This is a genomic window from Ruegeria sp. BE1 (genome assembly GCF_056538885.1).
Genome location: NZ_JBQFTY010000001.1, coordinates 762,181 through 777,446, shown reverse-complemented (window position 1 = coordinate 777,446; position 15,266 = coordinate 762,181). Strand labels below are relative to the sequence as shown.

The following is a 15,266-nucleotide window of genomic DNA, read 5'->3' as shown; positions in this document are numbered from 1 at the left end:
ACCTTTTGGTTTGCACGCAGCATAAGCCCCTGCACCACTGGCGCAAGGGCGTTCTGGCTTAGCCTTCGATCTTGCTGAGGTCCGCCACGCTGGAACAGACCTGCCGGATCTGGCTGAGCAGGTTCAGGCGGTTGCGGCGCAGGATGTCATTGTCAGTATTGACCTGAACATCTTCGAAAAACGCATCGACCGGACCGCGCAGCGCGGCCATGGCGGACATGCCCGCAGGGAAATCCTCGGCCTTCAGCGCTGCGTCGATCTTGTCCTGAGCCCCATCAAGGGCCGCAAACAGCGCCTTTTCACTGTCTGTCTCGGCGAATTTCACATCCGCACCGTAGGAGTATTCGACGCCGTCCTTTTCCTCGGCCTGGGTCAGGATATTGTTGGCGCGTTTGAAGCCCTGCACAAGGTTCTCGCCATCCTCGGTCGCGATCACGGCGTTCAGCGCGCGGGCGCGTTTGACCAGCAGGTTCAGATCGTCATTCCCGTCCATCGCGATGCAGGCATCGATAATGTCATGGCGGATGCCCTCATCGCGCAAAAACACTTTGAGGCGGTCGTGGAAGAAGGACAACAGGTCCGCCGGGGCCGCAGCCACCATGGCACTGGCCGCTTCGACCTGATGGGCCAGACCGTGCACCTCTTGCGCGGCGGCGTCGGCGTCTTCGGCTGTGGCTTGTTTGGCCTTGGCCTCCAGCAATGCGGCCTGCCATTCGGGCAGTTTCAGCAGGATTTTCAGCGCACTTTCGAAGGTCGCGTTCAAAGGCAGCCGCAGATCATTGGTCAGGATTAACCGTATTACGCCCAGCGCGGCACGGCGCAAAGCAAAGGGGTCCTTCGATCCGGTGGGCTTTTCATCAATGGCCCAGAACCCGGTCAACGTGTCCAGCTTGTCCGCCAACGCAACAGCCACCGAGACCGGTGCAGTCGGCACATCATCCGACGGGCCAAGGGGCGAGTAATGCTCCTCGCTCGCCTTCCCAACCTTGGCTGGCAGTTCGGCGGCGTCGGCATAGTAGCGACCCATCAGGCCCTGAAGTTCGGGGAATTCATAAACCATTTCCGATGACAAATCCGCCTTGCACCCCTGCGCAGCCATCATCGCCAAAGCGGGCGTTGCGCCAGTAGCGGTTGCCAGCTCATGCGCAAGCGCAGCGATCCGCGCCACCCGCTCACCCTGCGATCCCAACTGGGCGTGGAAGGTCACCACATCCAGCTTCTCGACCCAAGGCTCGAACCCGTCGGATTTGACGATCCGCAGGTCATTTTCCCAGAAGAATTTCGCATCGGCCAGACGGGCGGACAGAACCTTTTGGTTGCCTGCCAGAATGGTCGCGCCATTGTCGGCGGTCTCGCGGTTGGCAACGGTGATGAACCGTTCAATCCGGCCGGTCTTGGGATTGCGGACCGAGAAGAACTTCTGATGCTCTTTCATCGAGGTCTGCAGCACCTCGGGCGGCAGGTTCAGGAATTCATCGTCGATCTGCCCCATCAGAACCACGGGCCATTCGACCAGCCCGGCAACCTCGGCCAGCAGCCCCTTATCCTCGACCACTTCCAGACCGGCAGCAAAAGCCATGTTCTGGGCGTCGTTCCAGATATGTTCAGCCCGGTCAGACGGGTTCAGGACCACAAAGGCGCTTTTCAGCTTGGCCGAATAGTCATCAAATGAGGTCACCGCGAACCGAGCCGGGGCCATAAAGCGATGACCGGCGGTGGTGTCGCCGGACGCAATGCCGTCGACGTCCAGTGGAACGACCTGCGCGCCTGTCTCATCCGACAGAATACACAGGATCGAATGCAGCGGACGGACCCAGCGCAGGGGACCACTGCCCCAGCGCATCGATTTGGGCCAGGGGAAGTTACGGATGGTCGCCTCAAGCACCTCGGCCACGATCTCGGCCGCCGGTCGGCCCGGCTTTTCGATGGTGGCGAAATAGACCGCGCCTTTGGGCGTATCACGCTCTTCCAACTGATCGCGGGTCAGGCCAGCGCCGCGCAGAAAACCCTCGATGGCTTTGTCCGGCGCGCCGACCTTGGGGCCTTTGCGTTCCTCGCGGATGGTGGGGCTTTCGGCCAACAGCCCCTCAATCGCCAGCGTCAGGCGGCGGGGCGTGGTCAGCGCTGCCGCGCCGGCATAGGTCAGGCCCGCCTCGACCAAACCATCGGTGATCCGCTTTTTCAGGTCCTCACCGGCGCGGGTCTGCATGCGGGCGGGGATTTCCTCGGAAAACAGTTCGATCAGCAGGTCGGGCATTTTCGGTCCTTAGAAATTTACGATCGTCTGAATGACGACGGCATTGGCGATGTCCACAAAGAAGGCGGATACAAGGGGCAGCACAATAAAGGCAATAGGCGATGGGCCATATCGCTTGGTTACTGCGGTCATATTGGCAATTGCGGTGGGGGTCGCGCCCAGGGCAAAGCCGCCGAACCCGGCGGACAGAACAGCGGCGCGATAGTTGCCGCCCATCACCGGGAACAGCACCCAGATCACGAAAGCCACGGCAAACAGCGTCTGTGCTGCCATGATGACGACGATGGCCAGACCCAGTTCGGCAATGGTCCATAGCTGCAGGCTCATCAATGACATGGCCAGAAACGCGCCCAGCGAGAATTCCGAGATCAACGCCAGCGATGGTGTCCGCGATACGGGCGGCGCGTTGGGTGCCAGAGCCGCGCGGATATTGGCAATCACGATCCCCATGATCAGGCAGGGCACGAACAGAGGCAGCTTCAGCCCCGTCGCATCAATTGCTTCGTTCAGCATATAGCCGAAGATGATGGCCAGATTCAGATGCAGCAGAACGCGCATGATGGTGAGGTGATCGATCTTGGCCTCGGCCTCGGTCGCCTCGTCCGGCAGGCCGACCGTATGTTCTTCGTCAGGGCGATCCGGGGTCAGGTTCTTACCCTCAACCAGAAAGCGGGCAATAGGCCCGCCCACCACCGCCGCCAGAACAAGGCCCAGAGTCGCCACGGCCACACCCAATTCGGTCGCACCACTTAGGCCGGTGACTGCACCAACCTCGGGTGCCCAGGCGATGGCAGTGCCATGCCCACCGATCAGGGCGGCTGAGCCGAACAGAACCCCCGCCTGCGCCGGATAGCCGAACGCCACCGCTCCGGCAGCGCCGACCACGTTTTGGGCTATGATCGTCAACAGCGTTAAAATGAGCAGCAGCAACAGAGGCTTGCCGCCGGAAATCAAATCAGCCAACCGGGCGTTCAGCCCGATCCCCGCAAAGAACACGATCAGCAGGAAGTCACGCGCAGACAGATCGAAACTCAGCTCAAGGCCCGTCACAAGATACAGAAACAACAGCGTGAACGAGGCCAGCAAACCGCCCGTGACCGGTTCGGGGATATTGAACTGACGCAGCATTGCGACGCGCGCATTGATCTCGGCCCCAATCAGATAGACCGCGATGCCCAGCGTGGCGGTCAGGAAATTGGGAACGTGCAGCGCGGCGTCAGTCATGGGGCCCTCAGCTTTCGGGTCGGGGTGGGCATTCCTCGCCCACAACCGTTCCGTCATAAGCCTTTTCGCCGCAATTGTTCAGGGCGTGCCAGACATAGCCTTTTCCATCCGAGGTCACGGCCACGATGCGATCCACACCATAGTGGATATTCTTAGCCCCGATGAACGCCTGCGCCTGCCCGGTTTTCAACGCGTCGGCAATGGCAACAGCATCGTAGCAGTCAAACCAGCCCGGCGCGGTCAGCGGTTCAGGGTTTTCAACAGGCTGAAACGCGGCCAGATCCTCGGCGCTCAGATCGGTCTGGAAACAGGCCCGGTAGCGGATGGGGGAACTGTCGGCGTCAATCGCTTGAAACGCCGAATACGGGATCGGCTGCGGATCTGTCGCGCCTTGAGCCAGTATCGCAACGTCCTGACCGGGGTTCGGCTCAACATCATAGTAGAACCCGTAGACCTGAAGGTAGTACATGCCGAATCCGGCCGCGATGGCGGACACCACAAGGATAAGTGCAAGCAGTTTTCCCGTCATCTTTTCAACATCCTGATCACGCGGCCTCTTTCAACTTTAGGGGAAATAGGCCAGTTTCCGAACCATTACAGAAGGGAATGAGGTTTCTGGAATGGACATGACCCTTGCCGTTGGGTTCTTCGGCGCGCTGTTTGCGATCATGAACCCGATCACCAACCTGCCCATTTTCCTGAGCGTTACCGACGGCCTGCCCCCCGTTGACCAACGCAAGGTGGCGGCGAAAACGGCCCTCTATTGCCTGATCCTTGGCGCGGCGTTTGCGGCGGTCGGAAACAAGGCGCTGGGTCTGTTCGGCATCAGCGTGGACGACCTGCGCGTCGCTGGTGGGCTGGTCGTTCTGATGATCGGCCTGAACATGCTGAGCGGTAAGGAAAGCACCCCGCATCACGGAACCAAAGGCGAGCAGCAATCCTATCCCGAACCCGCGACGGTGGCCTTCTACCCGCTGGCATTCCCCATTCTGGTGGGCCCGGGTACGATCACCACGCTGATCCTTTATGCACATCACATCGCGAAACCCGCAGACGCCATTCTTTACGCGGGGGTATTTTTGGCGGTGCTGTTCTTGCTGTTCATCACCTTCTGGAACGCCTCGGCCCTGGCCAAACGCCTGTCGGACAACGCCCGCGTGATCATGAGCCGCTTCATGGGCATGATCCTGTCGGCCATCGCCGTCAGCATGATCGCTGATGGCCTGAAAGTGCTGCTGCCCGGTTTGGCCTGAGCGCCCCATTACACCTCGAACCCGGCGGCCTCGGTCAGCAGGAACGCATCCGCGCATTGTTTCGCCAGCGCGCGAACGCGGCCGATATAGGCCTGACGTTCCGTTACCGAGATCACGCCGCGCGCATCCAGCAAGTTAAAGACATGGCTGGCCTTGATGCACTGGTCATAGGCCGGGTGCGCCATGACAATGCGCTTGCCGGTTTTCGGGTCGTCATGTTCCTGCGCCAGAATGGCGGCGCATTCGGCCTCGGCCTCTTCGAAATGGCGCAGCAGCACTTCAGTGTTCGCCACGTCAAAGTTCCAGCGGGCGTACTCTTCCTCGGTCTGTTTGAAGATGTCGCCATAGGTCAGTGGGCTGGGGGATTGCGGGTCGTTGAACGGCATGTCCATAACGTGGTCGATGCCCAATACATACATGGCCAGACGCTCAAGCCCATAAGTCAGTTCGCCTGATACCGGCGCGCAGTCATGGCCGCCGACCTGCTGGAAATAGGTGAACTGGCTGACTTCCATACCGTCACACCAGACTTCCCAGCCCAGACCCCATGCGCCCAAAGTTGGGCTTTCCCAATCATCCTCGACAAAGCGGATGTCATGCAGGTCCATATCGATGCCGATGGCCGCAAGCGAGCCCAGATACAGCTCTTGCAGGTCCGGCGGGCTGGGTTTGATCAGCACCTGATACTGGTAATAGTGCTGCAACCGGTTCGGGTTCTCGCCATAGCGCCCATCGGTCGGGCGGCGGGACGGCTGAACATAGGCCGCAGCCCACGCTTTGGACCCCAAGGCGCGCAGCGTCGTCGCCGGGTGGAACGTCCCTGCGCCCACCTCCATGTCATAAGGCTGCAGGATGGCGCAGCCTTTCGACGCCCAATAGGTCTGAAGTCGCAGGATAATTTCCTGAAATGAACGAGGTGCGCTGTTGGGTTCGGTCATGACATTCCCTTTGGACGCATCCGCGCCCGGTTCCGATGGGTTTGACCCTTCCTATGCAAGGGGCCAAGGGGCGTCAACGGGCCAGTGCCGCCCATCTGTCACTGCGCCGCCACACTGGAAATTCCCCGTATTCCGGGCATGGCGTTTCGCGCCGCAATTCGCGTACTCTGCCACAAAGCCAAAACACCGCAGACACGGGCAGACAATGACACGCATATTCACTGTAATTTTGTTTCTATTTTCCATCGGCGTCGGTGCCGTTTCAGCGCAGCAGGACGCGGGCGTCTGGGTGCAGGTCGAAGCACGCCCATCCCTGCGTGAGGCGCAGGAACGTGCACAGGCATACGCGAATGTCCTGCCAGATGTGAACGGATTTCGCCTGAACTCTGGCTGGTATGCCATTGTTATTGGCCCCTATTTGCGCGGCGATGCTGAGCAGGTCCTACAGGTCTACCGGGCCGAGGGGCAGATTCCCGCAGACAGCTATATCGCGTTTTCGAATTCTCTGGGTCAGCAGTTCTGGCCGGTTGGAACCAGCTCTCTGAATCAGGGCGCAGTGAACGCGCCTGTTGATCCGGCCCCGCAACCTGACCCGGACACGGCCGGGCTGACCCCTCAGCCGTCGGATGAAACACGGTCGCAGGCCCTGCAGTCCGAGCGTCTTTTGTCCGCCGAAGACCGTCGCGGCCTGCAAACCGCCCTGCAAGCCGCCGGGTTCTACAATTCCACCATCGATGGCGCGTTTGGTGCGGGCACGCGCCGGTCCATGGGCGACTGGCAGCGCTTTAACGGGTTTGAAGCCACCGGCGTTCTGACCACGGCCCAGCGCCAGCAACTGATGGACGACTATAACGAACCGCTGATCAGCGTCGGGATGGCCCGTCATTCGGACATGCAGGCGGGCATCGATCTGGACCTGCCGTTGGGTGTGATGGCGTTCGACCGCTATGAGGCCCCTTTTGCGCATTTCAACAGCACCAACGATCTGGACGCCAAGGCGCTGCTGATCAGCCAGCAAGGCAACCGCGACACCCTGCGCGCACTGTATGAGGTGATGCAATCGCTGGAAATCGTGCCTCTGGACGGTCCGCGACAGCTGGGCAGAGACCGCTTTACCCTGGAAGGGCGCGGCAATGGCGTCGTGTCCTATACCGAGGCCACACTGAACGACGGCAAGATCAAGGGCTTTACGTTGGTCTGGCCCGAAGGCGATGACGCGCGGCGCGCCCGCGTTCTGGCGGCCATCAAGGCCAGCTTTGCAACCAATGACGCGGTTCTGGATGCTGGGGCCGGCGCGGATGCCGATCAGCGGATTGATCTGGTATCCGGCCTGCAAATCCGCAAACCGCGTCTGTCCCGCTCGGGCTTTTTCACCGATGCGAGCGGTACGATCCTGACCGTCTCTGAGGCCACGGACAGCTGCACCCGGATCACCCTGAACGACGATCAAGAGGTTCAGGTGGCGTGGGCAGATACCGATCTGGGCGTCGCAGTCCTGCGCCCCCGCCGCAGCCTGGCGCCGATCAACATCGCCGAGTTCAGCGCCAGCACACCCCGGATTCAGTCCGAAGTTGCAGTGTCAGGCTTTTCCTATCAGGGCGCGCTGGGGGCCCCGACCCTGACCTATGGCCAGATCAGCGATGCGCGCGGCTTGAACGGGGAAGATGGCGTCAAACGTCTGGCCCTTGCCGCCCAGCCCGGTGATGCGGGCGGTCCGGTCTTTGACGGCAACGGACAGGTTGTCGGAATGCTGCTGCCCACCCCGTCCGAGGGGCGCACCCTGCCCGCCTCGGTCAGCCTTGCCGCTACCGCCGAGCGTCTGAACGCCGCCCTGGAGCAGGCAGGCGTTGCCGGTCAGCCCGGCCAAGCCGCAACTGAGGTCTCACCCAATGAGCTGAGCCGCCGCGCCAATGGGATGACCGTTCTGGTACATTGCTGGGACTAAAACCGGCCTCAGCCCAAGGATACGCCGCCCCACGGGGCGGCGTTTTTCGTTCAAAGGATGTCGGGCGTCACGCGGATCAGGGTTGGGACCGGCGCATCGAATGCCCCGCGCACGGCCTCTTGCATCTCATCCAGAGTGGATGGCGTGGCGGACAGCGCCCCAAACGCCTCGGCCAATTTGCAGAAATCGGGGTTCTGCGCGACCACCGCGTTGGGCGCGATCTGACCGCGAACCATGCTGTCCTCGATCTCTTTCAGTTTGCCATTGTCCCACAGGAAAATGGGCAGCGACAGGCCAAGCTCAACCGCCACGCCCAGCTCCATCATCGTGTAGTGAAAGCCGTAATCTCCTGCGATCACAGCCGTGGGTTTGCCCCGCCGTGCCACCGCGCCACCGATCCCGGCTGGCAGTGCATAGCCCAGCGTGCCGAACCCGGTGGGGTGGTGCCAGTGATAGGGAAAGGCCATATCCCAGACCTCTTTCGCGACATAGGCGAATTGGGTCATGTCGGAATAGATCATCGTGTCCGCAGGCATCGCATCGCGCAGGGCGTCCAGCACAGGCACAATCCCCGGACGTTCAGCATCGGATTCAGCGCGCCAGCGCTGGCGGGCCTCGGCCACCTCTTCCCGGGTCCAGCCGGTGGCGGGCTTTACCGCATCAATCGAAGCCCACAGAGCATGGGCAAAGCTTTCGCCATCAACCTGCAACTTGATCCCGGCGCGGTGGCGGTCAGACAGAACCTGCGGGTCCAGATCCACCCGCACCAGATGCGAAGAATGCCCCAGCGTGTCGCGCCACAGGTCGACCTCACCCAGTTCCGCGCCAACGGCAACCACCAGATCAGCGGACCCGATGACATCGGCGCTGCCCGGTCGCGGCAGCGTGGCCCCGAAATCCAGCGCATAGCCCAGCCCGGCCATCCCCCGCCCGGCATAGGTGGAAAAACAGGCCGCACCCAGTTGCGTCAGAATTTGCCTCCACAGGTTCGACCGCGCCCCGCCGCCCAGAATGAACAGCGGGCGGTTCGAGATATTCAGCAGGGACATCAGCGGCGCCACATCCGGCGGCACCACTTTGGACCGCAGGCCGGGCTGATTGGGAAAGGGTGCCGGGTCGGCATCCGCCTCAAGCTGCGCAATCGGAACCTGTATGTGCTTGGGCCGTGGGCGCGCCAGCTCGAACTCTTCAAACGCGCGTTCGACCAGCCCATAAGCAGCTTGTGCGGTATTGGCCTGACAGGACCAGTCCGCCACGGTATCCGCCGCGCCGCGCTGGTCTTTCATCTGGTGCAACTGGCCCTGTACGGACGCCGTTTCATCCAGACAGGAGGACATCACCAACATGGGAACTGAATCCGAATAAGCCTGCCCCATCGGCGTCATGATATTGCACAGCCCCGGCCCGGTGATCACATAGGCCACCCCCGGCCTGCCGGTTGCACGGGCATAACCATCGGCCATAAAACCCGCACCCTGTTCGTGGCGGGCCAGAACATGCGTGATACCGGCCTCTTCGATCCCCCGATACATCTCCTGATTATGTACACCGGGGATGCCAAAGATCACGTCAACGCCCCGATCCCTCAGCATATGGGAAATCTGGGCACCCAGAGGTCTTTTCATCAGCTTCTCCAGAATTGCGCGGTAAACAGCGCGTAAACGGCCAGCAGTTCCAGCCGCCCGACTAGCATCCCGATCGACAACATCCACTTGGCGGTGTCGTTCAACCCCGCAAAGTTACCCGCCGGGCCGATCTGGTCCCCCAGCCCCGGCCCCACATTGGCCAAGGCCGTCGCGGCCCCCGAAACAGCGGTGATAAAGTCGAGCCCCGTCAACGCCAGCGCCCATGCCAGCACCCCCAGCGAGACGACGAAGAACATGAAAAAGCTCATGACCGAGGTCAGAACATCCGTGCCAATCGGGCGCCCGTCATATTGCGGTGTGAAGACACCATGGGGTGAGCGGATGCGGCGAATCTGGGTTTTGATCGAGGCGAACAAAAGCTGATAGCGGAAGATCTTGATCGAACAGGCGGTCGAGCCCGCACAGCCGCCAATCAGCCCGATCAGGAAAAACAGCATGATCGGAAAACTGCCCCAGCCCATGTAGTCGACGCTGGCATAGCCCGTACCGGAAATGATCGAGGTGATGTTGAACAACGACTCACGGACCGCCTGTTCCCAATGATGCGGAAAGACCGAGGTCAGAAACACCGCCATGATGACAACCAGCACCAGAATGGTCGCCAGAAAGGCGCGTATCTGGCTGTCTTTCCAGATCGAACTCGTGTTGCCATTTGCAAACTGCACATAGCGCACGAACGGCAGAGCCGCGAGGATCATGAACACCGATGCCGCATATTCTGCGGGGCCGGAAAACGTCCCGAACGACGCGTCATAATTCGAGAATCCGCCGGTCGAAATCGTGGTCAGGGAATGCACCAGCGCATCAAAGAACCCCATCCCCAGACCGGCGTAAACAAGGGCACAGACCACAGTCAGAAACACGTAAATCAGCGAGATCTGCCCCGCGATCTCTTGCGCGCGTGGCAGGATTTTCCCCATGGTCTCAAACCCTTCCGAGCGGAAGATCTGCATCCCGCCGACCCGAAGCTCGGGCAGGAACACCATGGCGACAACGATAATCCCAATACCGCCCAGCCATTGCAGCACCCCGCGCCAGAGCAACAGGCCCTGCGGTAACTCATCCAACCCCGATATCACCGTCGAACCAGTGGTTGTCAGGCCGGACATCGCCTCAAAATAGGCATCGACAAAGCGCAGTTCGGTTTCACCAAACAAAAACGGGATCGCCCCGAAAAACGGCAGCGCGACCCAAACGCCGGTGGTCAGCAAAAAGGTCTGACGGATCGTCAGACCTTCGCCCACCCCGTTCGAGCAGCTGATCGACAGGACAACGCCTGTCAGCATGGTGATAACGCCGCTTTCCAGAAAGACATGCCACTCGCCCCGCCCCTCGATGAGGTCCGCCAGCATAGGCAGCATCATGGTCGCCCCAAGAATGGCGACCAATAGGCCAATCACATATCCAACCGGGCGCATATCCGTCATGAGGCGCAGCGTTGGCGCGCCTGCACGACTGAGTCAAGCGGATGTCCCGTTTACGTGTCCGTTTTAGCCGCAGGTGTGGGCATCGCGGGCGGCTTGGACGGCGCGCGTGTCCGACGCTGCGGGGGTGCGGCTTTCGGTGCCCCGGTCGATGTTGCCGGTGCCTGAGCGTTCGCAGGTTTTTTCGCAGCGCTGACCGGCTTCGCCGCAGCCTTCGGGCTAGCGGTTTTTGCCTGAGCAGCGGGTTTCGCCGCAACCTTAGGCGCAACAGGTTTGGCAGCCGCCGCTTTCGGTGCTGCAGTTTGGGCTTTGGCCGCGACGGGCTTTACCGCTGTGGCCGGGGCCGGACGGGCCGCGGGTCTGGGCTCTGCAGTCTTTGGCGCAGGTTTCGAGGCCGCAGGTTTGGGCGCTGCCTTGGCCGCGGGTTTTGCTGCGGCAGCCTTCGGTGCAGTTTGCGCTGCAGGCTTAGGGGCCGCACGACGCGTGCGCGAAGCGGGCTTAGCGGCTTCGGCCGGCTTTGTCACGGCAGGCTTGGTCTCAGCCGTTTTTTTGGCCGCGACGGGCTTTGCCTTCGCCACCTCAGCCTTAGGCGATTCGACCTTTGCCAAGGGTGCTTTTCGGGCGCGAACAACAGGTTTTGTCTTCGGCGCAGGCGCCGTTTTCTTCTTTGCTACAGGCTTGGTCGCCGCCTTGGGTTTGGCCGCGGGGCGTGGGGTGACGGGTGCCGGCGCCGAGGACGACGCATGCAGCGCGTGTACCGGAGCAAAGGGCAGCTCCATCGCCGAGCTTGCCAGAATTTGCATGATCTTCAGCTGGTTGCTAACCGCGTAGCCGGCCATGCGAATGGCCGCCGCCTGGAACTCCAGCGGTTGGGTAATCGGATTCATTAGTGATTTCTCCTGTGAAAGCGATGCAACCTTCAAACGGAAGAAGACCCCTGCCCCGCCCTGAAATTTCGGGCGAAGTGCCAAAGTTTGAAGTCCCGGAGCGTTTCACGTCTCGGCTTCCTTTCAGAGTGGCACAAAGGCTTGCAGCATGCGCCACGGCTGCACTCGGAGCCAGTATTACGCGAAAAACGGTGCATTCGCAGCATTTTTTGCTGCGCTGCGGCAATTATTCGCCGCCAAGCTCAATTTTCAGGCTTTGACGCGCCCGCCCTATCAGCCGACGTGAAACAGGGTCGCGAACAAACGCGGATCGAGGCTGGGCGAGACGAAGGTCGGCCCTTCGGTCAGGACCGAGACTGCATCATGGCTGTGCAGGCTTTCCTGATGGCTGGCCACGACGCGGAAATCGCCAACGTGGTGATCGGCCAAAAGCTGGGCGCAGAACAGACGGGCGGCATCCTCAACAAAGATCGGGTTGGCCGCGTTCAACTCTGCGAAAGCCTGTTCGTCCTCACGCTTGACCATGACCTGCGTTTCCGTGGGCACGGCCCGACGGCAAAGTTCGATCAGGTCCTCAAACCAAAGGCAATCGGCATCGCAATCCACCACAACCGAAATCCGCGCAACCGAGCGCTGCGAATGCGGCGTTGCCAGTTGCCCCCGCGTCGAACGGGCATGTTCGCTCAACTCCAGCGAACAGGGACAGGTCGAGGAATAGACGTAGTCCAGATGCATGATCTTCTGACGCACGCCGTTCTGTTCAACCAGTTCCAGCGCGATGTCGTAATACTGATACCCTTCCAGACCCGAGCGCAGGCTTTTGACCTTGTCCGGGTAGGAAAACCGCATCTGGATGCGCGCGTCAAAGCTGTCCAGATCGGTCATATAGTCGTCCAGCGCGGCCTCCATGACCTCAAAGCTGAACGTACGCTCGGCATGTTTGTAGAACGAGCGCATGATGCGGGACATGTTGATGCCCTTCTTTTCCGCATCCAAGCTGACGGTGCCGGTGACCGAGGTTTCCAGCGTCAGGTCTTCGCCCTGCTTTCGATGAAACCGGATCGGCAGGCGGAAATTCGAGATGCCCACATGCTGAATCTGCTGTTTTGCCCCCCGGATCAGGCTGGAAGGACCGTTTTGCAGATCGGGCAGCGTGGCGCGATAGGCGGCATCAACCTCGAACCCCTCGGGGTAGTCCCGCGACAGCGAGGGGTAGTTCACTGGAACCAGACCCGGCACCAGACGGGCGATGGCAGGATCAAGCTGGCTTATCTCGGCCTCGGTCGCGGACTGGGCCCATTTGCGCAGCGTTTTCAGCGCGGCAGCGGCTTCGTCATGGTCGGGTGCGTCGTCAATGTCACGGGGGTGCACGTTCATCGATCACAGTTCCTCGGGGTTGATCGCCGGACTATATACAGCTTTGGCGCGTTTTCCAGTTTATCCATATACGCCGGAAAACACAGCCCGGATCGATTTTCGGTGCGGGATGAGCAATTTACCACCCCACACACAGTCCTTTGATCCGGTTTCTAACAGCTTTGACGCCACGTTTACTGCTGAGAAACGTCCAATGCGCGCTCAATATCGGCAAGCAGGTCGCCCGCATCCTCAAGCCCGACCGAGAACCGGATCAGACCGGGGGTGATACCCAGCTCATCCTTTTGGGCGTCCGTCAGGCGCTGATGGGTGGTTGTTGCGGGATGGGTCGCGATGGATTTCGCATCGCCCAGATTGTTCGAGATCACCGGGATCGTCAGCGCATTCAGGAATTTGAACGCGGCGTCCTTCCCGCCCTTGATGTCCAGCGACAGAACAGTGCCACCCTTACCACCCAGCTGCGATTGCACCAGCGCGTTCTGCGCATGGGTTTTCAGCCCCGGATACAGCGTACGCTCCAGCGCCGGATGGCCCTCAAGTGCCTCGGCAATGGTTTGCGCCGACTCAGCCTGAGCGTTGACGCGCAGAGCCATCGTCTCAAGCCCTTTCAGCATGACCCAGGCGTTGAACGGGCTGAGCGCCCCGCCGGTGTGTTTCAGGTATGGCTCGACCGTGCCGCGGATGAATTCCTTGGTGCTGATGATCACACCGCCCAGCGCGCGGCCCTGCCCGTCGATATGCTTGGTCGCCGAATAGACCACCACGTCCGCCCCCTGCTGGATCGCACGCGAAAAGACCGGAGTTGAAAACACGTTGTCCACGATCACCAGCGCACCCACCGCATGGGCCAGTTTTGCGACCGCTTCGATGTCGATGACCTCAAGCGTGGGGTTCGACATGGATTCAAAGAAAACCGCTTTGGTCTCGGGCCGGATTGCCGCCTGCCATGCCTCCAGATCGGTGCCGTCGACGAATGTCACCTCGACCCCATAGCGGGTCAGAATGTTCTCAAGAATGTACAGGCACGAGCCGAACAGAGCCTTGGCCGACACCACGTGATCCCCGGCCTTCAGCATCGAGGTCAGCGCTGCATTCACCGCCGCCATGCCGGACGCAGTGGCAAAGGCATCCTCGCCGCCTTCCAGCGCGGCAACACGCTGTTCGAACATCGACACGGTCGGGTTGCCATAGCGGGCATAGATGAACTCATCCGGGCCGGTTTCGATAAACCGCGCCTCGGCCTGCTCGGCGTTTTCGTAAACGAAGCCCTGCGTCAGAAAGATCGCCTCGGACACTTCGTTATATTGGCTGCGACGGATGCCGCCATGGACGGCTTGGGTGCGTTTGTTCCAGCTCTCGCTCATGTCATTCCTTTCAGCCCTCGGGGGGCAAACAAAAAACCCCAGACGCGGCCAAGCGAAAGGGGTCTTTCATCCTGACCTTTTAGCGGTGTTGTTTAGCGTGGCCCGCAATCCGGTAACAAATCGCCACGTAGCTTTGGGCAGCGCAATACGCCCAAGGCCGTTTGACGTCAAGCCCGGCCTTTGGTCACGGTTTCGTAAGCAACCCTTGCTGATCCGGTGAAAACCCGCATGATCCCCCCAACCCAAGGAGAGACCATGATCGATCTGTATTTCTGGCCCACGCCGAATGGTTGGAAAGTGTCCATCGCTTTGGAAGAGATGGACCTGCCCTACACCACCCACCTGATCAACATTGGCAAGGGCGATCAGTTCGACCCCGAATTCCTGAAGATCGCGCCCAACAACCGGATGCCCGCCATCGTTGACCCCGACGGCCCCGACGGCGCGCCGATCTCGGTTTTTGAAAGCGGCGCGATCCTGATGTATCTGGCCCGCAAGACCGGGCGGTTTTATGGCGAGACCGAGCGTGACCGGATCGCGGTCGAGGAATGGCTGATGTGGCAGATGGGCGGCGTCGGCCCGATGGCCGGTCAGGCGCATCACTTTCTGAAATACGCCCCCAACATGGACCCGCCGCAGGATCTGCCCTACGCACAAGACCGCTACCGCATCGAGGTCGGACGTCTATACGGCGTGCTGGACCGCCGCCTGGCCGAGAATGAATACGTCGCGGGCGATTTCTATTCCATCGCCGACATGTCGATCTGGGGCTGGGCCAGCCTTTGGGAAGGTCAGCAACAAGTGCTTGAGGACAAACCCCATTTCACCCGCTGGCTGGAGACTGTAAGCGCCCGCCCCGGCGTTCAGGCCGGCCGCGCGCTGCACGCGGAACTGCGCGGGGATCATAGGGACAAGCAATCGCAAGGGGTTTTGTTCAAGCGGTGAAATACA

The 15,266-nt window shown here is 60.9% G+C and carries 12 protein-coding genes and 1 riboswitch; of the genes, 3 read left to right on the top strand and 9 right to left on the bottom strand.

Translation table 11 applies throughout. The features are described 5' to 3' along the window. Positions 1-58: 58 nt before the first annotated feature. The 3 genes from glyS to ACR0J5_RS03870 are packed head-to-tail and all read right to left on the bottom strand — an operon-like array spanning position 59 to position 4,010. Positions 59-2,257 (bottom strand): glycine--tRNA ligase subunit beta, encoded by a 2,199-nt coding sequence (gene glyS, locus ACR0J5_RS03880; RefSeq protein WP_480650593.1) that lies wholly within the window; start codon positions 2,255-2,257, stop codon positions 59-61. 9 nt (positions 2,258-2,266) lie between these two features. Next, a complete protein-coding gene (gltS, locus tag ACR0J5_RS03875) occupies positions 2,267-3,481 on the bottom strand; it encodes a sodium/glutamate symporter (RefSeq protein ID WP_480650591.1) in 1,215 nt (404 codons plus the stop codon). A gap of 7 nt (positions 3,482-3,488) precedes the next feature. After that, on the bottom strand, positions 3,489-4,010 hold the full coding sequence (locus ACR0J5_RS03870; RefSeq protein ID WP_480650589.1) for a DUF6446 family protein: 522 nt from the start codon (positions 4,008-4,010) through the stop codon (positions 3,489-3,491). Positions 4,011-4,107: 97 nt separating this feature from the next. Here ACR0J5_RS03870 and ACR0J5_RS03865 point away from each other — a divergent pair, with 97 nt between their 5' ends. Continuing rightward, on the top strand, positions 4,108-4,734 hold the full coding sequence (locus tag ACR0J5_RS03865) for a MarC family protein (RefSeq protein ID WP_480650587.1): 627 nt from the start codon (positions 4,108-4,110) through the stop codon (positions 4,732-4,734). An 8-nt stretch (positions 4,735-4,742) separates the two neighbouring features. Here ACR0J5_RS03865 and ACR0J5_RS03860 read toward each other — a convergent pair whose 3' ends face one another. Continuing rightward, a complete protein-coding gene (locus ACR0J5_RS03860; RefSeq protein ID WP_480650585.1) occupies positions 4,743-5,672 on the bottom strand; it encodes a glycine--tRNA ligase subunit alpha in 930 nt (309 codons plus the stop codon). Positions 5,673-5,877: 205 nt separating this feature from the next. On the opposite strand from ACR0J5_RS03860, the gene ACR0J5_RS03855 reads away from it, so the two are divergent. Then, complete coding sequence (locus tag ACR0J5_RS03855; RefSeq protein WP_480650583.1) at positions 5,878-7,617, top strand: serine protease; 1,740 nt, start codon at positions 5,878-5,880, stop codon at positions 7,615-7,617. 50 nt (positions 7,618-7,667) lie between these two features. Here ACR0J5_RS03855 and ACR0J5_RS03850 read toward each other — a convergent pair whose 3' ends face one another. From ACR0J5_RS03850 to metZ, 5 genes are all read right to left on the bottom strand, one after another. After that, positions 7,668-9,242 (bottom strand): thiamine pyrophosphate-binding protein, encoded by a 1,575-nt coding sequence (locus tag ACR0J5_RS03850; protein ID WP_480650581.1) that lies wholly within the window; start codon positions 9,240-9,242, stop codon positions 7,668-7,670. Continuing rightward, entirely contained in the window at positions 9,242-10,690 is a 1,449-nt protein-coding gene (locus tag ACR0J5_RS03845; protein WP_480650579.1) for a TrkH family potassium uptake protein, read from the bottom strand. The genes ACR0J5_RS03850 and ACR0J5_RS03845 overlap by 1 nt, the downstream gene beginning before the upstream one ends. A 50-nt stretch (positions 10,691-10,740) precedes the next feature. After that, positions 10,741-11,658 carry a hypothetical protein gene (locus ACR0J5_RS03840; RefSeq protein WP_480650577.1) on the bottom strand — a complete coding sequence of 306 codons (918 nt, stop codon included), beginning with the start codon at positions 11,656-11,658 and terminating at the stop codon, positions 10,741-10,743. A gap of 189 nt (positions 11,659-11,847) precedes the next feature. Beyond that, complete coding sequence (gene folE2, locus ACR0J5_RS03835; protein WP_480650575.1) at positions 11,848-12,951, bottom strand: GTP cyclohydrolase FolE2; 1,104 nt, start codon at positions 12,949-12,951, stop codon at positions 11,848-11,850. A 173-nt stretch (positions 12,952-13,124) separates the two neighbouring features. Further along, entirely contained in the window at positions 13,125-14,315 is a 1,191-nt protein-coding gene (gene metZ, locus ACR0J5_RS03830; protein WP_480650573.1) for an O-succinylhomoserine sulfhydrylase, read from the bottom strand. A 59-nt stretch (positions 14,316-14,374) separates the two neighbouring features. Next, a riboswitch (SAM riboswitch) is annotated at positions 14,375-14,452 on the bottom strand. A 118-nt stretch (positions 14,453-14,570) separates the two neighbouring features. On the opposite strand from metZ, the gene ACR0J5_RS03825 reads away from it, so the two are divergent. Further along, positions 14,571-15,260, top strand: coding sequence for a glutathione S-transferase N-terminal domain-containing protein (locus ACR0J5_RS03825; protein WP_480650571.1), 690 nt, complete (start codon positions 14,571-14,573; stop codon positions 15,258-15,260). The last annotated feature ends 6 nt before the right edge of the window (positions 15,261-15,266 follow it).